This is a genomic window from Kitasatospora sp. NPDC059646 (assembly GCF_042734615.1).
Lineage (GTDB): Bacteria > Actinomycetota > Actinomycetes > Streptomycetales > Streptomycetaceae > Kitasatospora.
In genome coordinates this window covers 94,640-115,941 of the sequence record NZ_JBHWDS010000022.1, presented here as the reverse complement: position 1 = coordinate 115,941, position 21,302 = coordinate 94,640, and the positions used below count along the sequence as shown (strand labels likewise).

The window sequence follows — 21,302 nt, the reverse complement described above, 5'->3', positions numbered from 1 at the left end:
GAACGGCGGGGACGGCACGCAGCCGTCCCCGCCGTTCCGCGTCTCCGGTCAGACCGTCCGGTTGCGGCCCGCGCCCCAGCCGGCCGCCGCCGCCACCGCGGCCAGCACCAGCATCACGACCAGCGTCGCGTCCCAGCCGCCGGTCAGCTGGTGCAGCGCGCCGCCGCCGACCGGGCCGGCCGCCGCCACCAGGTAGCCCACCGCCTGGCTCATCCCGCCCAGCCGGGCCGCACCCAGCACGCTGTCGGTGCGCAGCACGATGAACGCCAGGCCCAGGCCCAGCGAGCCGCCCTGCGCGAGGCCCAGCACCGTCGCCGACGCCCAGGCGCCCGACACCGGGGCCAGCAGCAGCCAGGCGATGCCGGCCGCGTTCAGCCCCGCCATCGCCAGCGCCAGCCCGCGCTGCCGGGTCATCCGGCCCGCCGCCAGCGGCACCAGGAACGCGCCGACCACCTGCACCAGGTTGCTGAACGCGAACACCAGGCCGGCCTCGCCGCGCGGCATCCCGTGGTCGGCCAGGATGGTCGGCATCCACGCCACCAGGGTGTACACCAGCAGCGAGGAGATGCCCATGAACGCGCTGATCTGCCAGGCCAGCGGCGACCGCCACGGGCTGACGGCCGGCCGCTGCGGCACCGCCGCGGGCGCCACCCGCACCGGCACGGCGGCCTCCTGACGGGCCTTCAGCACCTGCGGCAGCCAGGCCAGCCCGGCGACCAGCGCCAGCACCGACCAGGCGCCCAGCGAGGCCTGCCAGCCGCCGCCCAAGGCGTGCTCCAGCGGCACCGACAGGGCCGCGGCCATGGTCGCGCCGACCAGCATGGTGGTCGAGTAGACGCCGGTCATCATCGCCGCCCGGTGCGGGAACTCCCGCTTCACCAGGCCGGGCATCGACACGTTCAGCACCGCGATCGCCACGCCGATCACCACGCAGCCCAGGTACAGCGTCGCCACTGAGGGCAGCACCCGCAGCAGCACGCCCGCGCCCAGCGCCAGCACCGCGCCCAGCACCACCCGCTCGGTGCCGAAGCGGCGGGTCAGCCGCGGCGTCAGCGGCGCGCCCACGCCCTGGAACAGCACCGGCACGGTGGTGATCAGGCCGCTCGCCGCCGCGGACAGGCCGAAGGTGCGCTGGATCTCCGCCACCATCGGCGAGACCGCCGCCAGGCAGGCCCGCATGTTCAGGGCCACCAGCACGATCCCCGCCAGCAGCAGGGCGGGGTGCGCGAACTTGGCGGTTCGGGTACCGACCTTCGGATCGAGGACGGGCTGCACGGCACGGGTGACCGACATGGCGGAGCTGACTCTCTGTGCGGGTGAACGAAGAAGGGGGACCGGGGGAGGGCGGCGCGTTACTTCCGCGCGGCGATCTCGGCGAGCAACTGCTCCACCGCCGCCGTCGGCTCCGCCAGCAGGGCCCGACACGCCGCCTCGGCGCGCTCCGGGTCACCGCTCTCGATCGCGTCGACCAGCGCCGCGTGGGTGCCGATCGCCACCTCCGGCATCTCGTGGTCGCCGAACGCCGCGCGCATCGCCTCCCGCACCGAGGCGCCGAAGTACCGGTACACCTCGGCCAGCGCAGGATTGTGCGCCGCCTCCACCACCGCCGTGTGGAACTCCAGGTCGTGCTCGACGGTGGCCTCCCGGCCGGCCCGCTCCGGGTGCGCGGCCATCACCTCGGCCTCGCGGGCCAGCGCGGCCCGCATCCGGGCCAGGTCGTCCGGGGTGTGCCGCTCGGCGGCCAGCCGGGCCGCCTCGGTCTCCAGCGCGGCCCGCACCTCCAGCACGTCCCGCACCCCCGACCGCTGCACCCCGCGCAGCACCGACGCCGGGTCGCTGGTCGAGCGGACGAACGTCCCCTCGCCCTGCCGGGAGACCAGCATTCCGGCGTGCACCAGCACCCGGATCGCCTCCCGGACGGTGTTGCGCCCCACCCGCAGCCGCTCGGCGAGCTCGTGCTCGGTCGGGATCCGCGACCCCACCGGCCACGCCCCGCCCGCCAGCTGCTCCCGCAGCTGCTCGATCGCCTCGTCCACCAGCGAGCGCCGCCCGGCCGCCTGCAGTCCCTCCACGCCGGGCTCCCTCCGCGTCCACGATTCGATGTCGGTCATCCTACAACTGCTTTGCCCGGTCATCCTACAACCGCCCCTGGCGTGCGGGAACGCGGAGCGAAGCGGCGGCAGGACGGTACCGGGAAGCAGCCGGAGGAGAACCGCACGGAAGCCGAAGTCGCGTGCCTCACACGGGAGAACGGGAACTGGCGGTCCGTACGCGCCGTTCCTGTGCTCGGAGTGGAGCCCCGGGCAGTGACTCGGCAATGATCCCTTTATATGCTCCGCTCTCATAGCTTCATCCGTCCGCCCAGCAGACGGAGCGGTTGCTGAGGGGCCCGACGGCCGCCTCCGGTGAAGGGTGTACGAATGGCAGGCCAGAGGGCGGGGGCGTCCGACGCGGACGCCGGCTGGTGGGAGAACGTCCCGCCGCAGGGCGACCCCTACCGGCAGGACGCGCCCCAGCGCGACGACGCGCCGCCCCCCGGCGTGCCCCGCCGCCGGGCGGGCAGCCACGACGACACCCCGCCCCCCGGCAGCCGCAGTGAGGCCCGCCGCGCCCAGGGCCGCGGCGCCCCCGCCCCCTCGCGCTCCGGCCGCCGCGCGGCCCCCGAGCCCGAGACCGCCGGCGCCGGATCGGGCAGCGGCGGCCGGGCCGGGGCCCGCCGCGCCGCCCAGGGCCGCCGCAAACCCCGCCGCACCAAGAAGATCGTGATCTGGTCGCTGGTCGGCGCCAGCGTCGCCGTGGTCGGCACCGGCGGCTACTACTACTGGCGACTGAACGCCAACATCTCCTCCTTCGACCGCGACGGCATCAGCAAGGACCGCCCGGCGGCCGCCGAGGCCGACGCCCAGGGCCGCCGCCCGATGAACATCCTGCTGATCGGCTCCGACTCGCGCGACGGCGCCAACAAGGACCTCGGCGGCGGCGAGGAGGGCGGCGCCCGCTCCGACACCACGATCCTGTTGCACGTCTACGCCGACCACAAGCACGCCGTCGGCGTCTCGTTCCCCCGCGACGCACTGGTCAACATCCCCAAGTGCATGCTGCCGAACAAGAGTTGGACCAAGCCGCAGACCAACGTGATGTTCAACAGCGCGTTCTCGGTCGGCAACAGCGAGCAGGGCAACCCGGCCTGCACCCAGAACACCGTCGAGGCGCTGACCGGACTCCGCGTCGACCACACCATGGTGGTCAACTTCGAGGGCTTCGCCGCGATGACCAAGGCCGTCGGCGGCGTCGAGGTCTGCCTGCCCAACGCCATCTACGAGAAGGACCTCAACCCGAACCTGCCCAAGAAGGGCAAGGAGATCTACCCGAAGGGCGTGCAGAAGGTCGAGGGCCAGGCCGCCCTCGACTACGTCCGGCTGCGGCACGGCATCGGCGACAACTCCGACGTCGGCCGCATGCAGCGCCAGCAGGCCTTCCTGTCCTCGCTGATCAAGTCGGTCAAGAGCAAGGGCATGAGCCCGACCAACCTGCTGCCGCTGGCCGACGCCGCCACCAAGTCGCTCACCGTCGACCCCGACCTGGCCGGCGTCGACAAACTGCTCGACCTGGGGATGTCGCTCAAGGACATCGACCTGCACGACATCAAGTTCCTCACCACCCCCTGGCACTACGAGAAGGAGCGGATCGGCCTCAACCACCCCGAGGTCGACCAGCTGTGGGCCGCCCTCAAGGCCGACCGCACCCTCGACGGCCAGGACGCCAGCGGCGGCGGGGCCAGCCCCGCCGCGAGCCAGTCCGCCGCCCCGCCCTCCGCGCCCCCGGCCGCGCCGCCGGCCAACGGCGCCGGCATCAAGGTCGGCGTCTACAACGGCACCACCACCCCCGGCCTCGGCACCAAGGCCGCCGCGACCCTGAAGGGCGCGAACTTCACCGTCACCATGACCGGCAACGCCGCCAACCAGAACCACGCGACCACCGTCGTCCAGTACGGCAGCGGTCAGAAGGCCAACGCCCAGGCCGTCGCCGCACTGTTCCCCGGCGCCACCGTCGAGGCCGGCTCCGCCGCCGGTGTCTCGCTGGTGCTCGGCAAGGACTACGCCGCGACCGCCGGCGGCACCGGGACGGGCGGCGCCGCCGACCCGGGCCCGGTCTCGAGCAGCGTCGCCAACGACGCCCGCTCCGCGGACGACGACGTCTGCTCCAACGTCAGCTACGGCAGCTGACCGACCCGCAGCACACGCGAAAGCGCCACCGGCCCGCGGCCGGTGGTGCTTTCGCCGTTCCCGGCCCGACTACCCGCCGAGGCCGAACACCCGGTCCAGCACCACGGCGACGCCGTCCTCGTCGTTGCCGACCGTCACCTCGTCGGCCACCGCCCGCAGCTGCTCGTGGGCGTTGCCCATCGCCACGCCGTAGCCGGCCCACTGGAACATCGGAATGTCGTTGGGCATGTCGCCGAACGCGATGGTCCCGGCCGCGCTCACGCCCAGCCGGCGCGCGGCCAGCGACAGGCCGGTGGCCTTGGTCAGACCCAGCGGGAGCAGCTCGACGATGCTGTCGCCGGCCATCACCACGCCGACCAGCTGGCCGGCCACCGACCACGCCGCCTCGGCGAGTTGATCGTCCGTCAGCTCCGGGTGCTGGATGTACAGCTTGCTGACCGGCGCGGCCAGCAGCTGCTCCGGGGCGACCTGCCGCACCGGCAGGCCGGTGGCGAGCCGCAGCCGGTAGCCGGGGCCGGCGACCACCTCGCCGTCCAGGCCGTCCCGGTTCGCGGCGACCGCCAGCGGGCCGACCTCGGCCTCGATCTTGGCGAGCGCCAGCGCGGCCAGCTGCCGGTCCAGGGTGACCGAGGTGAGCAGCCGGTGCGCCCCCGCGTCGTAGACCTGGGCGCCCTGACCGCAGACCGCTATCCCGGTGTAGCCGATCTCGTCCAGCACCGGCTTCGTCCAGGCCGCCGAGCGGCCGGTGACGATGAGGTGCTGCGCCCCGAGCGCGGTGACGGCGCCCAGGGCCTCGCGGGTGCGGTCGGAGACGTTCTCGGCGCTGGTGAGCAGCGTCCCGTCGAGGTCGGTGGCGACCAGCCGGTAGGGCAGGGCGGCGGTGCTCATGCGCGAGTGCTCCAGGTGCTCCGGGACGACGGGACGGCGGACGGCTACCGGGCCGCGGGCTCCAGGACGGCCTTCCCGCCGAGGAACGGGCGCAGCGCCTCGGGCAGCACCACCGAGCCGTCGGCCTGCTGGTGGTTCTCCAGCAGCGCGACGATGACCCGGGGCACGGCCACCAGGGTGCCGTTGAGGGTGGCGAGCGGACGGACGCCGTCCTTGTCGCGCATCCGGATCGACAGCCGGCGGGCCTGGTACTCGGTGGTGTTGGAGGTCGAGGTGACCTCGCGGTACTTGCCCTGGGTGGGGATCCAGGCCTCGATGTCGAACTTGCGGGCGGCGGACGCGCCGAGGTCGCCGGAGGCGACGTCGATCACCCGGTAGGGCAGCTCCAGCGCGTTCAGGAAGTCCTTCTCCCACTGGAGCAGGCGGCGGTGCTCGGCCTCGGCGTCCTCGGGCGCGGTGAAGACGAACATCTCCACCTTCTCGAACTGGTGGACGCGGATGATGCCGCGGGTGTCCTTGCCGTAGGTGCCGGCCTCGCGGCGGAAGCAGGACGAGAAGCCGGCGTACCGCAGCGGCAGCCGGTCGGCGTCCAGGATCTCGTCCATGTGGTAGGCGGCCAGCGGGACTTCGCTGGTGCCGACCAGGTAGCGGTCGTCGTCCTCCAGGTAGTACACGTTCTCGGCGGCCTGGCCGAGGAAGCCGGTGCCGTCCATCGCGGCGGGGCGGACCAGCGCCGGGGTGATCATCGGGGTGAAGCCGGCCGCGGAGGCCTGCGCCATCGCCATGTTGACCAGGGCGAGTTCGAGCAGCGCGCCCGGGCCGGTCAGGTAGTAGGAGCGGGCGCCGGCCACCTTCGCGCCGCGCTCGGTGTCGATCGCGCCGAGCAGCTGGCCGAGTTCGACGTGGTCGCGGGGCTCGAAGCCCTCGGCGGCGAAGTCGCGCGGGGTGCCGATCTCCTCGAGGGTGACGAAGTCCTCCTCGCCGCCGACCGGGGCGGCCGGGTCGATCAGGTTCGCCAGCGAGCGCTGCAGCCGCTCGGCCTCCTCCTTCGCCTCGCTCTGCGCGGCGTCGGCGGCCTTCACCTCGGCGGCCAGCTCCTTGGTGCGGGCCAGCAGGGCGGCCTTCTCCTCGCCCTTGGCGGCGGCGACCTGCTTGCCGAGCTGCTTCTGCTCGCTGCGCAGTTCGTCGAAGCGGGCGCCGGCCGCGCGGCGGCGTTCGTCGGCGGAGAGCAGGGCGTCGACCAGGTCGACGTCCTCACCACGGGAGCGCTGCGAGGTACGTACGCGGTCCGGGTCGTCACGGAGCAGGCGAAGGTCGATCACGGATCCAGCCTACCGGTGGTGCGGGAGGGTTCCGGGCCGCCGCCCGGCGGGGCGCGGGAGGCTCCGACCGGCCGGGTTCCGGCCACTGCGGGGCTTGGGCGGGTATGTCGCCTTCTGTCCGGAAATCTGGCATCCTGTGCGCGGCCGCCGGCCGGAGGGGTGTGGGAAAGCCGTCCGAGCCTGGGGATAACCCGCCCCGTCCTGTGGATAACCCTGGTGGACAGCGCTTTCGGCGAGTGGTTATCCACAGGATCGCCCGGGAGCCTGTGGACAGTGGAAAACCCATGGTCCACGGGCCTTCGAACCGGCAATTCCAGGTTTCAAACCTCGATGCGGCTTCTCGAGTGAGGGAATTCGCTCGCTCGCACAGGTGATTTGTCGGTGCGGGGGTGACTCTGGTCCGATTAGTCCTTCCTATGGCCCTAGCTGATGATCTGACCGGGCCTGCGGGTGTCTTTGCCGGTTTGTCGACTCCGGCCCGCCCTGTGGATAACTTCGCCGAACCTGGGGACAACGGGCCCTGTGGATGCCGGGCCCCGGCCTGTGGATGAACCGCCCCGCCCCCGACCTGCCCGGCAGGGCCCGCACGGGGCCGCCGGTGAACGCCGGTCGGCCGGGCAGGTGACGTCCGGGCGTGTCGAAAATGAACGGACCGGGGGCCCGACCCGCCCCGGTCCGGCCGGAAAGGCGTTCTTGCGGCGGCCCGGCGTCAGAGTTCGGCGCGGCCGTCCAGGCAGCGCGACAACCAGTCCGCGGCGTTCGCGAAATCCAGCTCCGACGTGCCCTGCCGGAGCGGGAAGGCGGTGCCCCGGTCCGCCCGCGGGTACGAGCCGAGGAAACGCACCTGCGGGCACATCCGCTTCAGGCCCATCAGCGCCTCGCTGACCCGCCGCTCGCTCAGGTGCCCCTCGCAGTCGATCAGGAAGCAGTAGTTGCCCATGCCCTCGCCGGTCGGCCGGGACTCGATCCGCATCAGGTTGATCCCGCGCACCGCGAACTCCTGCAGCAGCTCCAGCAGCGCCCCCGGATGGTCGTCCGGCAGCCACACCACCATCGAGGTCTTGTCCCAGCCGGTCGCCGACGACACCCGCCCCGGACGGCCGACCAGCACGAACCGGGTGGTCGCCGCCGCCGAGTCCTGGATCTCGTCCGACAGCACCTCCAGCCCGTACAGCTCGGCGGCGAACGCCCCCGCCACCGCCGCGTCGTAGCGGCCGTCCTGGACCAGCCGGGCGCCCTCGGCGTTCGACGCCGCCGACTCCCACTGCACGTCCGGCAGGTGCCCGGCCAGCCAGTGCCGCACCTGCGGCTGCGCCACCGGATGCCCGGTGACGGTCTTCACGTCGCCCAGCGCGGTGCCCGGGCGGACCAGCAGCGCGAACGAGATCGGCAGCAGCACCTCGCGGTAGATCATCAGCGCGCTGCCGTTGATCAGCTCGTCGCTGGTGGTGGTGACCGCGCCGTCCACCGAGTTCTCGATCGCCACCATCGCGCCCGCGGCCTCGCCCGCCCGCACCGCGTCCAGCGCCGCCGACACCGACGCCACCGGCGTCAGCTCCCGCGTCCCCGCCTCCGGCAGGGTGCGCAGCGCGGCCTCCGTGAAGGTGCCCGCGGGCCCGAGATAGGTGTAACGGGTCGCCGACATGACCGCCTCCGAACGAACAGCGCGCGTATGCATCACACAGACCTGGCGTCTGCATCCCCAGCCGCCGTGCCCACTCCGAGTCTGCACAACGGCGCCCCGGCCACCTTAGTCACTCCGCCGGCCCCGCCGTGCCGCCGTCCGGCCGTCGAACGCCCCGCTCCCGCCCGGCACGAGCGGGCCGCCTACCCCTCCAGCAGCGGCTGCCCGACGTACCCGCCCTCCGGCGCGCCCGGCGGCACCGCGAACAGCGCGCCCGCCTCGTGCCGCAGGAACCGCGACAGGCCGTCGCCGCGGGCCAGCCGCTGCTGGACGGGGACGAAGCCGCGCGCCGGGTCCGCCTGGAACGCGGCGAACAGCAGGCCGGCGTCCGGCGAGCCGTCGGCCAGCAGGCCGTCGTGGAACGAGAACCCGCGCCGGAGCATCGCCGCCCCGCCGTTGGAGGCCGGCGCGGCCACCCGGACGTGCGCGTCCGGGGCGATCGCCAGGGTGCCGTCCGGGTTGGTCGCGGCCAGGTCCACGGGCGTGCGCTCGCCTGCGTCCGGGCCGCCCGACAGCGGGGCGCCGTCGCTCTTGCGGCGTCCCACCAGGCGTTCCTGACGATCCGTCGGCAACGACTCCCAGTCGTCCAGCAGCATCCGGATCCGGCGCAGCACCGCGTAGCTGCCGCCGGCCATCCAGCCGGGTCCGTCGGCGAACACCTTCGCGGCGAAGTCCGGGTCCTGCGGGCGCGGGTTGTTGGTGCCGTCGACCTGGCCCATCAGGTTGCGGCCGGTCATCGGCCGGGGCGTCGCGCCCGGGGTGCGGGCGAACCCGGACATCTGCCAGCGCGGTACCGCCACCCCAGCCGCCAGCCGCCGCAGCACCCGCAGCGCGTGCACCGCGACCAGCGCGTCGTCCGCGCCGAGCTGCACCCACAGGTCACCGTCCGAGCGGGCCGGGTCGAGCGCGTCCCCGGGGAACGCGGGCAGGGCGGCCAGCGCGGGCGGGCGGCGGTCGGCCAGCCCCAGCTTGTCGAACAGGCTCGCGCCGAAGCCGAAGGTGACGGTCAGCGAGCTGGGCCCGGCGTCCAGCGCGATCCCGCCGCCGCCGTCCCCGGCCGGCTCGCCGGCGGCCAGCCGGGCCGCGGCCGCCGACCAGTCCCGCAGCAGCGCCGCGGCCCGGTCCCGGCCCGTCCCGGCGGCCAGGTCGAACGCCGCCCACTCCACCCGGGCCTGCGCGGGCTCCACGATGCCGGCCTGCCGGGCCCCGTGGAACGCCACCCGGCCGTCGCCCAGCAGCTCCTTCCGCCGGTGCGCCGACGCCCGCCCGCCCCACCCGCCGCCGGCCGCCCCCACCACCAGACCGGCCCCGGCCCCGCCGAGCACCGCACGCCGCGAGACCGCGGGTATCCCGGTCACTGGCCGACCTTCAACTGCTGGGTGGCCGTCACCTGGTCGATGTCGGAGGACCGGACGGTCACCGACACCACCCACACGCCGGCCAGCGGCAGCTGCGCGGTGCCGGTCCAGGAGCCGGTGCCCTGCGCCTCCAGCGCGGTCGGCAGCGGCCCGAGGTCCCGGTCCGGGAGGGTGAAGGCCAGCTGCACCTCGGGAACCTCGACCGGCTGCCCGGTGCCGTCGGTCAGCTTGAGCGCGACCGCGTTCGGTCCGGTGCCGACCGGGTTGACGGTGACGACGGCGGTGCCCTTGGCGTTGGGCGTGCGGCCGCCGGTGTCGTACGGCAGCTTCAGCTCCTGCGTCCGGCCGGGCACCTGCGACGCCCCCGCCGCCGGGGCCGCGCCGCCCGCGCCGGGCTGCGCGGCGATCGCCTGCGCGACCCGCCCGGGCGGGGAGTTGGTGAGCATCGTGGTGACGACCAGCACCAGCGCGGCGACGGTCGTCTCGACCAGCACGCTGCGCCGCAGGCCGGCCCGGGTCGGCGAGCCCTCGACGGCGCGCCGCTCGGACGCCCGGGCCCGTACCGCCCGCTGGCGGGCGAGCTGTGCGGCCCGCTCCGGGTCGGCGTCCCCGGCGGCGGTCTCCTCGGCAGCGGCGCCCTCGGCGGCGGATCCGTCGGAGGCCGCGGGCACGGCGACGGCCCCGGCCGGGACGGCGACCTCGGCCGGCTCGTCGGCGGTGCGCAGCCGGGCGGTCCAGGCGCGGGAGATCCAGGCGACGCCGAGCATCGCCGCCACGCAGCCGACCTTGACCAGCAGCAGTCGCCCGTACTCGGTGTCCACCAGCGCGCCCCAGCTGCCCAGGCCGCGCCAGGACTGGTAGACGCCGGTCGCGGCGAGCACCGCGACCAGCCAGAACGCCAGCTTCGAGAAGCGGTCGACGGCAGCCGCGGGCAGGCCGTGGCGCAGGCCGACCACCAGCACGGCGAGGCCGCCGAGCCAGCCGGCCATGGCGAGCAGGTGCAGCGCGGCCAGCGGCAGCGCCAGCGGGACCTGGATGCCCACCGAGGAGTGGTCGGCGCCGACCCAGGTCGCGGACAGCGCGATGGCCAGCGCCAGCCCGGCCAGGCCCAGCCCCACTCGGGTGTCGCGCTGCGGGCGCTCGGCGGCGGCGCGCTCCAGCCGGCGCAGCTCCGCCTCCTCCTCGTCGAGGCTCCCGTCGCTTTCGCCGTCGCCGTCGCCGGCCGGCTTCGGCTGCAACCCCAACTGGCCGACCAGCAGCGACAGGAACACACCGGCGGCGGCCAGCAGCAACAGGCGGGCGGCGAGCGCGGTGCCGATCCGCTCGTCCAGGGTGGCGCGCACCAGCGAGAGGTCGAAGGCCTGCCCGAGCCCGGTGCCGCGCTCGTACGGGCCGCGCAGCATCAGCACGGCGACGGTGGACAGCAGCAGCGCGACCCAGCCGGTCATCAGCAGCCGCTGCACGCCGCGCACGGCCGCGCCGCCGGGCCAGACCACGACGACGAACGCGGCGGCGCCGGCCAGCAGCGCGAACGCCCCGTAGGCGACGGTGCGGGCGGTGCCGTAGGCGAACGCCACCGCGCCGTCGGCCTTGGCGCCCTGCACCGCGGCCGCGTTGACGGAGGTGTCGGAGGGCGCGCCGATGGAGAAGACGAACGCGCCGCCGATCGGGTGCGAGTCCTCCGAGACGGCCCGCCACGCCACCGTGTAGGTGCCGTTCTCCAGCCCCTGGCGGAGCGCCACCCGGGCGGTCGCGGACCTGCCGTCGACGTGGTCGGGCCGGCCGTCGTCGACGGCGTTGCCCTTCGGGTCGAGCACCCGCACCGAGTCGGCGGCCAGCGACACGCCCTCGCTGAAGGTCAGCGTGACCGCGGCGGGCGCGGTCGGCACCACCGAGCCCTGCGCCGGGTCGGCGCCCTCCAGGGTGGCGTGCGCGGACGCCGCCGTCGCCCCGCCCAGCACCAGGGCGAGCGCCGCCACCAGCACCGCCAGCAGCGAACCCAGCCGTCTCCGTCCCACCGCGGTCATCACCTGTGCGCCTCTTCTCGTCGCCACGCGGTCTGCTGCCATCGCCCGGACCCTAACTTCCCGGACGGTACGTCAGCGGCTTCACCGGAACCTTGACCACCACGGTGCCCGCCCTGGCGAACTCCAGGTCCAGTTCCAGTTCGTCGCCCAGGGCCGGCTGCTTCGCCCACTCCATGATCATCAGGTGGGTGCCGCCGCGGGCCAGGTCGAGGGTGCCGTGCGCGGGCACGACCAGTTCGCCGACCTCCTCCATGGACTTCTCGGTGGACCGGTGCATGGTCACCGACCCGGCCGCCGGACTGGTCACCTTCACCAGCCGGTCCGGGCCGCCGTCGTTGCGCACCGTCAGGTAGCCCGCACCCATCCCGCCGGGGGTGGCGGGCAGCGGTATGTACGGGTCGGCCACCGACAGCTTCGGCGCGGCGGACCCGCCGCCGTCCGAGGACTGGCAGGCCACCGCCACGGTGCCGACAGCCAGTGCGGTCGCCAGACCGGCCCCGATCAGCGCGCTGCGCCGGAACGCGCGGCTCACACCGCCACCCCCTCGGCGAGCAGCCGGAGGTCGTGCGCGTAGGTGTCGACCGTCGTCCCGGCCATGTACAGCAGGTGCGCCTTGTCGTCGCCCGGCAGGAACGCCAGCACCTGCGCGCCGTGCGTGGAGGTCACCGAGCCGTTCGCGGCGACCACCGGGTCCTCGACCAGGATGCCGAGCGGCTTCGCGGCGGCCTTCACCTTCGCCAGGTCGCCGGTCAGCCCGACGAAGTCCTTGCCCATCGAGTCCAGCCAGGTCCGCAGCACCTGCGGGGTGTCGCGCTCCGGGTCGGTGGAGACGAACACCACGTCGAGCTTCTGCCGCTGCTCCGGCGTCAGCTTCGACATCGCCACGCCGATGTCGCCCATCGTGGTCGGGCAGACGTCCGGGCAGCTGGTGTAGCCGAAGAACAGCAGCACGGTCCGCCCCGCGGTGCGCGCCTTCAGGTCGTACGGCTGACCGGAGGTGTCGTTCAGCACCAGGTCGGGCTTGTCGAAGTGCTTGCTGAGCACCGTGCCCCGGTACTGGCTGGCCGAGGCCTGCTTGCTGACCTTCGCCGGCCCGGCGTCCTCGCCGCCGCCGCCCGAGGACGAGCAGGCGGACAGCGCGAGCGAGGCGCCGAGGACGAGGGCGGCGGCCGTCATCAGCCGGGGGCGGGTGCTGCGGAGGGATGCCAAGGGACTTTCCGTTCCGTACGAGAGGGCGGTGCGGGGAGGGACGCCGGGCGGGGCCGCACGCGCGGCCCCGCCCGACCGGGGTCAGGACTGCGCGGAGCGGCGGCGCAGCCCGGCCACGCCGAGCGCCGCGCCGATCACGCCGACCACGATGCCGACCACACCCAGGGTGCGGGCGGCCGAGTCGGAGGACTTCGCGGCGGGCGCCGCGTCCTGCTGCTTCGCGGCGGCGGTGTCCGCCGAGTGGTGGTCGCCGGCCGCGTCGGCCTTGGTCAGGGCGAGCACCGGGGCGGGCTTGGCCGGCTCCGGCTGCCCGTCCTTGCTCTCCTCGATCCAGCGGACGACGTCGCCGTTGTCGTAGGTCTGCAGCGCCTTGAAGGTCAGCCGGTCGGTGTCGGTGGGCAGCGCGCCCAGCGACACCTTGAACTCCTGGAACTGGCCGGGGGCGATCCTGGTGCCGGCGTCGGCGGTCCAGGTGATCTTGGAGACGGCCTCGGTGATCTGCTGGCCGTGCGAGTCCAGCGGCTTGTCGAGCTTCGACTTCTCCAGGCTGGCGGTCCATCCCGGCAGCGGCTGGGTGCGCACCGACGCCATCGGGTGGTCCAGCGGCAGGCTGACCTCCAGCTTCACGGTGGAGGCGGTGTCGCTCTCGTTCGGCACCCGGAACGCCACGGCCGTGTACCCGCCCTGCTGGGCCGTACCCGGCTGGACGGAGACGTGCGCGAAGGCGGGAACGGCGGACGCCAGCAGGGCGCCGGCCGCCACCACGAGCGCGCCGACGGAACGACGGGCGGAAAGCGAACGCATCAGGGGACTCCTGAGGGAAGGGGCCGCGCGGACACCGCGCGGCAACGGGGGAGGAAGGGGAATCCGACCGGCCCGCTCACGACGCGGGCACGGCGGCAGCAGCGCGCGCCCGAACCCCGGCCCTCCGGCCCCGGCTCAGCGCGCGAACGCCACCACGGGCGGTCCCCTGCGCAGCACGCTGTGCCGCAGCGCGGCCGCCGCCGGCAGCCGCCAGTCCTCCGGCCGCGCACCCCGGCGCACCGACGCCGGGCGCGGCCCGCCCAGCAGCAGCGCCAGCAGCAGCGCCACCGCCGTCCGCAGCGGGGCCGCCCACTCCCGGGCGGTCAGCGCCGCCGCCCGCACCAGCCGCCACAGCGCGGCCTCGCCGCGCCGCAGCCACCAGCCCGCGACCAGCGCCGCCGCCAGGTGGGCCGCCACCATGCCGGGCGTCAGCCCCAGCCAGCCCGCCGCGTGCGGCACCGCCGCCGCGTACGCCTGCGGGTCCAGACCCGCGGCGCTCACCACCTGCTCCGGCGTGGTGTCCAACGGGACGACCGTCAGCCCGTCGCCCGGGGTGTCGTTGCACAGCAGCCGGCCCGCCGCGGACAGCAGCGGGTCCGGGGCGCCGTTTCCGGCCATCGCGCCGTGCGCCATCCCGGCACCGCCGCCCAGACCGTCGCCGAACCGGTGGAACAGCAGGTGCAGCCCCAGCTGCCCGGCCGCCAGCGCCGCCGCGATCGCCCCCAGCGAGCGCTCCCGCCCGCCGAGCAGCGCCGCCGCCGCGCACACCGCGGCGAAGCCCGCCGCCAGTGTGTCCGGCGCCACCGCGCCGCCCGCCCGGGCGTGCCCGAAGGCCGCCACCAGCGTGCACACCAGCGCGAACGGAACCGCCCGCAGCACCCGCAGGTCCCAGGCGGCCGCCGAGGCCCGCGCGGCGGGCAGGGCGGCGCCCCGGCGGGCGGCGGCGGTCGGGTCAGTCATGGCCGGCCCATCATCTCACCGCCTACACCCGCTTCCGGGGCAGGCCCCGGAACCCGCCCCGAATGGCGAGAACCCGACCGGCGCATGCACCCGCCCACGCGCTGATCGGCACACCCGCCGGGGGCAGTCCATCCGCCGAACGGGCGGTACCGGCGAGTGCGGACGGTTCACCGCGCACGGCCGAGGAGATAGCTAGTTGTATGTGGAGCCGCAGCCAGGAGGGATCTCCCGTGGACATCTGGTGGACTCTGCACCTCAAGCGCGACCCGGCCAGCGTGCCGCTCGCCCGCCGCATCCTGCTCGGCGCCATGGACTCCGCCGGAGTCGATCCGCAGGTCGCCTTCGACCTCGGCCTCGCCCTCACCGAGGCCTGCGCCAACGCGGTCGAGCACGCCGGGCCCGCGCGCCTCGGCGACACCTTCCGGGTCACCGCCGCCCTGAGCGGCGACCGCCTGCGGATCGAGGTCGCCAACACCGGCACCGCGGCCTCGGCCGCCGCGTCCCGCCCCGGCCCGCGCCGCCGGCCCGCCGCCGGCCGGCCCGCCCCGCGCTGCCGCACCCGCCGCGGCCGCGCCTCCGTCCCGGCCAGGGTGCTCGCCGTCCGCCCCGCCGCCGACCGGCCCGCGCCGTACGACACCCACGTGCTGCCTGCGCTGCGCCCGGCCCTGCCCGGTTCCGACACCGGCGCGGACCTGCTGCCCGAGCCGACCGCCGAGTCCGGCCGCGGCCTGTTCCTCATCCACGCGCTCGCCGACCACGTCCAGCTGCGCACCCACCCGCAGCGCGGCGCGACCGTCAGCTTCGACAAGGTACTCACCGCGCCGCTGCTGCGCACCGCGTCCTGACGGGCGGTCGGCCCCGCCGTTCCGGCGCGCCGCCGGGGGCCGTCCCACCCTGCGGAACCCGCCGGTCGACGGCCCGGGTGCTCCGGTTATGGTCTAGTCCAATCACCGGAGGGGACCATGACCACCACCGCCGCGGAGCCGCTCTCCGCCCCCCGCCGCCCGCTGGCCCGGATGGGGCAGGCGCTGCGCGGACGGGACTTCCGCATCTGGTTCGCCGGCCAGCTGATGTCCGCCTCCGGCGCCCTCGCACAGGGCGTGGTGCTCTCCTGGATGGTCTACCGGCTCACCGGGGACGCGGTCTGGCTGACCGTGCTGACCGCCTGCACCTGGGGCCCCACCCTGCTCCTCGGGCCGTGGGCCGGCGCCCTGGTGGACCGCTCCGACCGGCGCCGCCTGCTGATGGCCACCCAGGCCCTGATGATGCTGCTCGGCCTCGCCCTCGCCGTCGCCACCGCCCTGTTCGGCCCGCAGCTGTGGCTGCTGCTGGCGCTCGCCACCTGCACCGGACTGGTCGCCACCGTGGACGCCCCGGCCCGCCAGGTCTTCGTGGTCGACCTGGTCGGCACCGGGGCGGTGGCCAGCGCCGTCGGCCTGTGGGAGGTGGCGCTCAACGCCTCCCGGGTGATCGGCCCCGGCGTGGCCGGCGCGCTGCTGAACGTCGGCGGCCCCTCCTGGGCGTTCGCCTTCAACGCGCTCGGCTACCTCGCACCGCTGCTCGCCCTGACCCGGCTCCGCCCGGCCGCCCCCGTCGACCGCACCGCCGAACGCCGTCCGCGGGCCGACGCCCGCGGCGGCCTGGCGTACGCCCGCCGCTCGCCGATCGTCCGCGGCCTGCTGCCGATGTCCGCCGCCAGCGGCCTGATCTTCGCGATGAACCTGACCGTCCCGCCGCTGGTCGACCGCGCGCTGCACCTCGGCCCCGGCGGGTACGGCCTGCTGATGGCCGCGTTCGGCCTCGGCGGCCTGCCCGGTGCGCTGCTCGCCGCCGCCGCGCCCGCACCGACGCCGCGCCGGGTCCGCACCCTGGCGGTGGCCACCTCGGTCGCGGTGCTCGCCACCGCGCTGGCGCCGAACGCCTTCCTCGCGGTGGCCGGCATGGCCGCCGTCGGCGTCTGCTCGATCTGGTTCATCGCCACCGCGAACACGCTGGCCCAGCTGCGCTCCGCGCCGGAGATGCGCGGCCGGGTGATGTCGCTGTGGGGCAGCGCGATGACCGGCACCCTCCCGTTCACCGGCCTCGGCGTCACCTTCGTGGCCCAGCACGTCGGCGCCCGGACCGGGTTCGCGCTGGCCGGGGCGGCGCTGCTGCTGGCCACCGCGGCCGCGTGGCGGGCGCTGCGGCCCGCGGACTGAGAACCTGTCGGGGGGATGTCGAGAACCGCGGCGCGGCTCCGTCCCCGGTACGACACCGACCGCACCGAGAGGAGCCGTCCGCCGTGACGCACATGCTGCAGATGCACTTCAGCCAGTCGGACGCCGGCATCCCGCCGATCCCGTCCTGGGATCCGGCGGCGACCGCCGCGCACATCGCCTTCATGCGCACCGCCGTCGCCGAGCTGACCGCCGCCGGCGAACTGGTGGAGGCGCAGGGCCTGGCGCTGCCCGACACCGCGCGGATCGTCCGGGCCGGCGAGGACGGGCCGGACGTCACCGCGGGGCCGTTCCCGGACGGGAAGGAGTTCCTGTTCGGCTGGTGGATCGTCAACTGCGCCACCGACGAACGGGTGCTGGAGATCGCCGCCATGCTGTCCGCCGCGCCGGGCCACGACGGCCGGCCGATGAACATGCCGATCGAGGTCCGCGAGGTGCTGGCGGAGCCCCCGGCGCAGCCCTGACCGGTGCGCGAATTGCCGGGTTCGTCCGGTCGGCGGACGATGGTGATCATGATGCATCAGATGCGCGCCGAGACCGCCCCCGCCGCCGGCGACCCGGACTCCGTGGTCAGCTGGCACATCGTCCGCAACGCGGACCTGACCGCCCTGTGCGGCAAGGAGCTCTCCTCCGCCGCCCCGGTCCAGGACGCCACCCGCTGGACCCTCGACCCCGACCGCAACTGCCACACCTGCGGAGCGCTGTACCTCCGCGAGACCCCGTACCTGCCGGGCGAGCACACCGGCTGACCGGGGCAGTGCGCCGGGAGGAGGCGTCCGCCGCGCTCTCCTCCCGCCGGCCGACGGGTGCCCGCCCGCCGCCCGGAGCCGGTCCCCGCGCCGATCCCGGTCGCCCACGACGCGGCGTCCGGAAACGCCGAACGGCCGGCCCCGCCCGGGGCCGGCCGTTCGGCGTCGCGGACCGGCTGCTCAGCCGCCGCTCTTGCGGCGGAAGGTGCGCTTGCCGCCGGCCGCGCCGGCGGTGCCGTGGATCTTCGAGTCGCCGCCGGGGCCGCCGCCGGCGCCCCGGTTGCTGCCGCCCTTGCGCTGCAGCGCGGCCAGGAACTTGGCCTTCTGGTCGTCCTGTCCGGGCGCCTCGGCGGCGGTGTCGGCGCCTGCGTCGGCGGTGGCGTCCGGTGCGGGCTCGGCTGCTGGGGCGGTTTCGCTGCTCATTGGGGACCTCCTGGACGGGAGCGGGTACTGGTGCACACCCTCCCACGCCGACCGGGGTGCTGTCGGCCGACACCGGGGTCGGTCAGCCCCGGTCGGCGGGCGCGTGGTGGTGGTGCCGCTCGTCGCGGTACTGCAGGCCGCCCATCATGAACAGCAGGGCGAGGATCGGGAAGCCGATCGAGGCGATCACCAGGACGAAGAACTGCCAGACCATGGGGCGCTCCTGTCGTGAAACCACGGCTCATTGACACACTTCGTCCCATTATGTCCGAATCGGGGTGCGGCGGACCGGACCCGGCCCCTGTTCGAACGGCAGGCGGTCGTCGCAGACTGAGGGGCATGCGGGTACAGCTGGCAGTCGACGCGCGCCGCCCGGACCGGGCCTGCGAGGACTTCGTGGTGGCCACCCCGGAGGCCCTGGTGCTGCTGGACGGCTCCAGCGCCCCGGACACCCTGGACTCCGGCTGCGTGCACGGCATCCCCTGGTACGTGCGCCGCCTCGGCGCCCACCTGGTCGCCCGGCTCACCGACCACCCCGACCGGGACATCGCCGACTGCCTGGCCGACGCCATCGCCGACACCGCCGCCCTGCACGGCCGCGGCTGCGACCTGGCCAACCCCAACACCCCCGCCGCGATGGTGGTCGCCGCCCGGCTGCGCGGCGAGGCCCTGGAGTACCTGGTGCTCGGCGACTCCCTGCTGGTGCTGCACCCCAAGGCCGGACCGCCCCGGGTGATCGGCGACAACCAGCGCTTCCCCGGCGGCGAGGAACTGCGCCGCCAGATCTGGTCCACCGTCCCCGGCACCGCCGAACGCGCCGACCTCTACCTGCGGTACGCGATCGCGGTCCGCGCGGCCCGCAACACCGGCCACGGCCCGTGGATCGCCGCCGCCGCCCCGCACGCCGCCGCCCACGCCGAGACCGGCGCCGTCGCCCGCGCCGCCCTGCACGGCGTGGCCGCCCTCTCGGACGGCGCCGCCCGCTTCACCGAGCGCCTGGGCCTGGGCAGTTGGGCCGACGCCGTCCGGCTGCTCGCCGAGACCGGCCCCGCCGAACTGATCGCCCAGGTCCGCACCGCGGAGCGCACCGACGCCGACTGCGTCCGGTGGCCCCGCGGCAAGGCCCACGACGACGCCGCGGCGCTCTACGCCCGGCTCTGACCGGGCGCGCCGGCCGACGCCCGGGTCACCGACCGGCCGTCAGGAACACCGCGCGGACCGCCGACCCGTCCGGCGCCGTGTACCCGGCGACCACCTCGCCCGGGGCCGGCTCGCCGCCCGGCTCCAGCTCGCGGCGCAGCACCACCGTCGGCTCGCCGTCGACCGGCGCCACCGCCACCGTCCCGTCCACCGCGTCGCTCACGCTCTGCATCTGCGGCACCGCCTCCCCGCGCAGCAGGGCGGCCAGCTGCTCCAGGACCACCGGGTCCTGCGCGCCGTCGTAGAACCAGCGGGTGCCCAGCACGCCGTGCTCGGTCGTCCCGATCAGCGCGCCCTCCGGGGCGCCGTCCAGCGGGGCGCCGCGGTACGCCATCGGCACCAGGTAGGCGGACCGGTCGTCGGCCACCACCATCAGCTCGATGCCGACCTCGCCCGCCGGGTCGTCCAGCCGGAAGCCGCCGGCCCGCACCAGCTCGCCGTGGCCGGGCCGGAACCAGTCCTGCTTCGGCAGCCAGTCGGCCAGCAGCTCCAACTTGCCCGGGCTCATCGTGGTCTGATGGATCGTCGCCATCGTCGGTCTCCTTCTCGCGCGGGTGTTCCTGCGTGGGCCAGCCTACGAACCGTTCGACCGGCGGCGTGCCGGAAGCACAGAAGGGGGAGCGGCGATGGGGATCAGGCAACTGGGCGGGAGCGCCGGCCGGCGGGCCGGGGCGGCGCTGGGCGCGGTGACGGGCGCCGTCGCCTCGGCCCGGGAGAAGGCGGGCGGCGACTGGGCGCGCCGCGCGGTGGAGACCCACCCGAAGCCGGACGACCCGCTCACCGCACCGTGGGAGATCTCGCTGGCCGGACTGATCGGCCGCCTCCCGCACGTGCCGGGCCCGGCGGTGCGGCTGCTGCACCTGCTGGACGGGCTGGGCCAGGTCGCGGTCGGACCGGACGAGGTCGGCTTCGACGGGGAGCCGGTCGCCTGGGGCAAGGTGCTGGAGATCCGCTGCCACAGCACCGTCGACCTGCTGCCGGACGTCGTGGTGGAGCGCGAGGTCGACCGGATCCGCGAGTTGCTGCCGCCCGTCCCCGGCCGCAAGTGGCTGGTCACCAAGGCCGCCGAGGGGCTGCTGACGCTCGCCCTCGCCGCCACCGCCGCCGCCGAACGGGAGGACCGCCCGCTGCCCTGCGAGATCGTCGTCAAGAACCTGATCGGCCGTCCGAAGAGCCTGGCCGGCGGCCTGTTCGCGGCCTCGGCGCTCACCCTGCTGCCCGAGGCGGGCGAGCGCATCCTCGCCGAGGCCCGCAGCCGCGGCATTCCGGTCACCGTGGTCGACGACCCGATGACGGGCGTGCACGCCGAACACGCCGCGCAGCTCCGCGGCGCCGCCGAGCGCCTCGCCGAGGCCCTCCGCCGGCTGCGCGCCGGCGACCCGGGGGCGGCCAAGGCCGAGGCGGGCGCGGCCGCGCTCGCCGAACTCGAACGACTCCGCGCCGAGCACCCGCCGGAGGGCTGAACCGGCCCGCCGGGGCGCGGCCGTGGTCGGATCACCCGACGGCTGCGCGGTTCGGATGAAAGCGGCGCGCAGTACCACTGGTTCGTCCACGGCCGATGCTAGAAATTCCCTGCGCTCGGATCAGAGCCGCACTCCAGGGCCGCGAGCGGGTCTCCCGGCCCTCAGCGAGAACGGAATCCGCCTCATGGCCATCGCTTTCCGCAGGACGCTCGCCATCGCCGCGCTGGGGCTGACCGCCTCCCTCCTCCCGGCCGTCGGCGCCGGGGCCGCCGACACCGGCCACGCGACCACGCGCACCCCCGGCCTCTACTGCCTGGCCAACGCCTGGGGCACGACGGGCATCTCCACCAAGCCGTGCGACGCCTCCGACAAGGGCCAGCACTGGAAGCTCTCCGGCCAGCAGATCGCCCTCTCCAACGCGCCCGCCTACTGTCTCGCCAACACCTGGAACGCCACCGACATCTCCAGCAAGGCGTGCGCCCCCGGCGACCAGGGCCAGTACTGGACGGTCTCCGGCCAGCAGATCGCCCTCACCTTCGCCCCCGCCTACTGCCTGGCCAACGCCTGGGGCACGCCGAACATCTCCACCAAGCCGTGCGACGCCTCCGACAAGGGCCAGCACTGGGTGGTCTTCAACGACCAGATCAGCCTCGCGCTCGCCTGACCCCCCGACCCGCCGGGCGCCCCCCCCCCCCCGCCCGGCCGGGGGCGGGCGCGCGCCGTCGGTTTAGGATTGAGGGGGGTGCTGCGGGACCAGGCGGGGCCGACCGGGC

22 protein-coding genes are annotated in these 21,302 nt (G+C 75.2%); 8 read left to right on the top strand and 14 right to left on the bottom strand.

Annotated elements, in window-relative coordinates; translation table 11 throughout:
- Positions 1-48: 48 nt before the first annotated feature.
- Positions 49-1,293, bottom strand: coding sequence for a CynX/NimT family MFS transporter (locus tag ACFV1L_RS18180; RefSeq protein WP_380366971.1), 1,245 nt, complete (start codon positions 1,291-1,293; stop codon positions 49-51).
- Positions 1,294-1,352: 59 nt separating this feature from the next.
- The gene (locus ACFV1L_RS18175) at positions 1,353-2,072 is read right to left on the bottom strand and encodes a FadR/GntR family transcriptional regulator (protein WP_380366969.1); all 720 of its coding nucleotides are present in this window, start codon (positions 2,070-2,072) and stop codon (positions 1,353-1,355) included.
- A 348-nt stretch (positions 2,073-2,420) separates the two neighbouring features.
- Here ACFV1L_RS18175 and ACFV1L_RS18170 point away from each other — a divergent pair, with 348 nt between their 5' ends.
- Positions 2,421-4,226 carry an LCP family protein gene (locus ACFV1L_RS18170; protein ID WP_380366968.1) on the top strand — a complete coding sequence of 602 codons (1,806 nt, stop codon included), beginning with the start codon at positions 2,421-2,423 and terminating at the stop codon, positions 4,224-4,226.
- 69 nt (positions 4,227-4,295) lie between these two features.
- Here the strand turns inward: ACFV1L_RS18170 and ACFV1L_RS18165 are convergent, their stop codons facing one another.
- The 9 genes from ACFV1L_RS18165 to ACFV1L_RS18125 form a co-directional block, all read right to left on the bottom strand.
- On the bottom strand, positions 4,296-5,114 hold the full coding sequence (locus ACFV1L_RS18165) for an HAD family hydrolase (protein ID WP_380366966.1): 819 nt from the start codon (positions 5,112-5,114) through the stop codon (positions 4,296-4,298).
- A 44-nt stretch (positions 5,115-5,158) separates the two neighbouring features.
- A complete protein-coding gene (gene serS, locus ACFV1L_RS18160; RefSeq protein WP_380366964.1) occupies positions 5,159-6,436 on the bottom strand; it encodes a serine--tRNA ligase in 1,278 nt (425 codons plus the stop codon).
- Positions 6,437-7,145: 709 nt separating this feature from the next.
- The gene (gene pheA, locus ACFV1L_RS18155) at positions 7,146-8,081 is read right to left on the bottom strand and encodes a prephenate dehydratase (RefSeq protein WP_380366963.1); all 936 of its coding nucleotides are present in this window, start codon (positions 8,079-8,081) and stop codon (positions 7,146-7,148) included.
- 182 nt (positions 8,082-8,263) lie between these two features.
- Positions 8,264-9,478 carry an iron uptake transporter deferrochelatase/peroxidase subunit gene (efeB, locus tag ACFV1L_RS18150; RefSeq protein ID WP_380366961.1) on the bottom strand — a complete coding sequence of 405 codons (1,215 nt, stop codon included), beginning with the start codon at positions 9,476-9,478 and terminating at the stop codon, positions 8,264-8,266.
- The gene (locus ACFV1L_RS18145; protein WP_380366960.1) at positions 9,475-11,505 is read right to left on the bottom strand and encodes a FixH family protein; all 2,031 of its coding nucleotides are present in this window, start codon (positions 11,503-11,505) and stop codon (positions 9,475-9,477) included. Before ACFV1L_RS18145 ends, efeB begins: the two co-directional genes overlap by 4 nt.
- A gap of 52 nt (positions 11,506-11,557) precedes the next feature.
- Positions 11,558-12,037 (bottom strand): copper chaperone PCu(A)C, encoded by a 480-nt coding sequence (locus ACFV1L_RS18140; RefSeq protein ID WP_380366959.1) that lies wholly within the window; start codon positions 12,035-12,037, stop codon positions 11,558-11,560.
- Complete coding sequence (locus ACFV1L_RS18135; protein ID WP_380366976.1) at positions 12,034-12,681, bottom strand: SCO family protein; 648 nt, start codon at positions 12,679-12,681, stop codon at positions 12,034-12,036. The genes ACFV1L_RS18140 and ACFV1L_RS18135 overlap by 4 nt, the downstream gene beginning before the upstream one ends.
- 114 nt (positions 12,682-12,795) lie before the next feature.
- Positions 12,796-13,518, bottom strand: a complete 723-nt coding sequence (locus tag ACFV1L_RS18130; RefSeq protein WP_380366957.1) for a YcnI family protein — start codon at positions 13,516-13,518, stop codon at positions 12,796-12,798.
- 135 nt (positions 13,519-13,653) lie between these two features.
- The gene (locus ACFV1L_RS18125) at positions 13,654-14,478 is read right to left on the bottom strand and encodes a hypothetical protein (protein WP_380366956.1); all 825 of its coding nucleotides are present in this window, start codon (positions 14,476-14,478) and stop codon (positions 13,654-13,656) included.
- Between the two features lie 230 nt (positions 14,479-14,708).
- Here ACFV1L_RS18125 and ACFV1L_RS18120 point away from each other — a divergent pair, with 230 nt between their 5' ends.
- The 4 genes from ACFV1L_RS18120 to ACFV1L_RS18105 all read left to right on the top strand — a co-directional run bounded on the left by ACFV1L_RS18120 (position 14,709) and on the right by ACFV1L_RS18105 (position 17,443).
- The gene (locus tag ACFV1L_RS18120; RefSeq protein ID WP_380366954.1) at positions 14,709-15,323 is read left to right on the top strand and encodes an ATP-binding protein; all 615 of its coding nucleotides are present in this window, start codon (positions 14,709-14,711) and stop codon (positions 15,321-15,323) included.
- 117 nt (positions 15,324-15,440) lie between these two features.
- Positions 15,441-16,676: an MFS transporter gene (locus ACFV1L_RS18115; RefSeq protein ID WP_380366952.1), complete on the top strand. Its 1,236-nt coding sequence runs from the start codon at positions 15,441-15,443 to the stop codon at positions 16,674-16,676.
- A gap of 92 nt (positions 16,677-16,768) precedes the next feature.
- Entirely contained in the window at positions 16,769-17,158 is a 390-nt protein-coding gene (locus tag ACFV1L_RS18110) for a YciI family protein (RefSeq protein ID WP_380366975.1), read from the top strand.
- 48 nt (positions 17,159-17,206) lie between these two features.
- Positions 17,207-17,443 (top strand): hypothetical protein, encoded by a 237-nt coding sequence (locus ACFV1L_RS18105; RefSeq protein ID WP_380366951.1) that lies wholly within the window; start codon positions 17,207-17,209, stop codon positions 17,441-17,443.
- A gap of 180 nt (positions 17,444-17,623) precedes the next feature.
- Here the strand turns inward: ACFV1L_RS18105 and ACFV1L_RS18100 are convergent, their stop codons facing one another.
- Both ACFV1L_RS18100 and ACFV1L_RS18095 read right to left on the bottom strand, forming a co-directional pair.
- Positions 17,624-17,866 (bottom strand): DUF5302 domain-containing protein, encoded by a 243-nt coding sequence (locus ACFV1L_RS18100; protein WP_380366949.1) that lies wholly within the window; start codon positions 17,864-17,866, stop codon positions 17,624-17,626.
- Positions 17,867-17,948: 82 nt separating this feature from the next.
- Positions 17,949-18,080: a hypothetical protein gene (locus ACFV1L_RS18095; RefSeq protein ID WP_380366948.1), complete on the bottom strand. Its 132-nt coding sequence runs from the start codon at positions 18,078-18,080 to the stop codon at positions 17,949-17,951.
- 125 nt (positions 18,081-18,205) lie between these two features.
- Here ACFV1L_RS18095 and ACFV1L_RS18090 point away from each other — a divergent pair, with 125 nt between their 5' ends.
- Positions 18,206-19,027 (top strand): integrase, encoded by an 822-nt coding sequence (locus ACFV1L_RS18090; RefSeq protein WP_380366946.1) that lies wholly within the window; start codon positions 18,206-18,208, stop codon positions 19,025-19,027.
- 25 nt (positions 19,028-19,052) lie between these two features.
- Here the strand turns inward: ACFV1L_RS18090 and ACFV1L_RS18085 are convergent, their stop codons facing one another.
- The gene (locus ACFV1L_RS18085; protein WP_380366944.1) at positions 19,053-19,598 is read right to left on the bottom strand and encodes a 1,4-alpha-glucan branching protein; all 546 of its coding nucleotides are present in this window, start codon (positions 19,596-19,598) and stop codon (positions 19,053-19,055) included.
- A 94-nt stretch (positions 19,599-19,692) separates the two neighbouring features.
- Here ACFV1L_RS18085 and ACFV1L_RS18080 point away from each other — a divergent pair, with 94 nt between their 5' ends.
- Complete coding sequence (locus tag ACFV1L_RS18080; protein ID WP_380366943.1) at positions 19,693-20,529, top strand: hypothetical protein; 837 nt, start codon at positions 19,693-19,695, stop codon at positions 20,527-20,529.
- A gap of 184 nt (positions 20,530-20,713) precedes the next feature.
- A complete protein-coding gene (locus tag ACFV1L_RS18075) occupies positions 20,714-21,193 on the top strand; it encodes a ricin-type beta-trefoil lectin domain protein (RefSeq protein ID WP_380366942.1) in 480 nt (159 codons plus the stop codon).
- Positions 21,194-21,302 lie beyond the last annotated feature (109 nt).

Bases quoted from the DNA above. Each gene is read 5' to 3' on its own strand.
- ACFV1L_RS18075 (WP_380366942.1), top strand. From the start codon at position 20,714: ATGGCCATCGCTTTCCGCAGGACGCTCGCCATCGCCGCGCTGGGGCTG.
- ACFV1L_RS18145 (WP_380366960.1), bottom strand. From the start codon at position 11,505: ATGACCGCGGTGGGACGGAGACGGCTGGGTTCGCTGCTGGCGGTGCTG.
- ACFV1L_RS18110 (WP_380366975.1), top strand. From the start codon at position 16,769: ATGCTGCAGATGCACTTCAGCCAGTCGGACGCCGGCATCCCGCCGATC.
- ACFV1L_RS18165 (WP_380366966.1), bottom strand. From the start codon at position 5,114: ATGAGCACCGCCGCCCTGCCCTACCGGCTGGTCGCCACCGACCTCGAC.
- ACFV1L_RS18125 (WP_380366956.1), bottom strand. From the start codon at position 14,478: ATGACTGACCCGACCGCCGCCGCCCGCCGGGGCGCCGCCCTGCCCGCC.
- ACFV1L_RS18105 (WP_380366951.1), top strand. From the start codon at position 17,207: ATGATGCATCAGATGCGCGCCGAGACCGCCCCCGCCGCCGGCGACCCG.
- ACFV1L_RS18130 (WP_380366957.1), bottom strand. From the start codon at position 13,518: ATGCGTTCGCTTTCCGCCCGTCGTTCCGTCGGCGCGCTCGTGGTGGCG.
- ACFV1L_RS18080 (WP_380366943.1), top strand. From the start codon at position 19,693: ATGGGGATCAGGCAACTGGGCGGGAGCGCCGGCCGGCGGGCCGGGGCG.
- ACFV1L_RS18115 (WP_380366952.1), top strand. From the start codon at position 15,441: ATGACCACCACCGCCGCGGAGCCGCTCTCCGCCCCCCGCCGCCCGCTG.
- ACFV1L_RS18180 (WP_380366971.1), bottom strand. From the start codon at position 1,293: ATGTCGGTCACCCGTGCCGTGCAGCCCGTCCTCGATCCGAAGGTCGGT.
- pheA (WP_380366963.1), bottom strand. From the start codon at position 8,081: ATGTCGGCGACCCGTTACACCTATCTCGGGCCCGCGGGCACCTTCACG.
- ACFV1L_RS18170 (WP_380366968.1), top strand. From the start codon at position 2,421: ATGGCAGGCCAGAGGGCGGGGGCGTCCGACGCGGACGCCGGCTGGTGG.
- ACFV1L_RS18085 (WP_380366944.1), bottom strand. From the start codon at position 19,598: ATGGCGACGATCCATCAGACCACGATGAGCCCGGGCAAGTTGGAGCTG.
- ACFV1L_RS18100 (WP_380366949.1), bottom strand. From the start codon at position 17,866: ATGAGCAGCGAAACCGCCCCAGCAGCCGAGCCCGCACCGGACGCCACC.
- ACFV1L_RS18135 (WP_380366976.1), bottom strand. From the start codon at position 12,681: ATGACGGCCGCCGCCCTCGTCCTCGGCGCCTCGCTCGCGCTGTCCGCC.
- ACFV1L_RS18095 (WP_380366948.1), bottom strand. From the start codon at position 18,080: ATGGTCTGGCAGTTCTTCGTCCTGGTGATCGCCTCGATCGGCTTCCCG.
- ACFV1L_RS18090 (WP_380366946.1), top strand. From the start codon at position 18,206: ATGCGGGTACAGCTGGCAGTCGACGCGCGCCGCCCGGACCGGGCCTGC.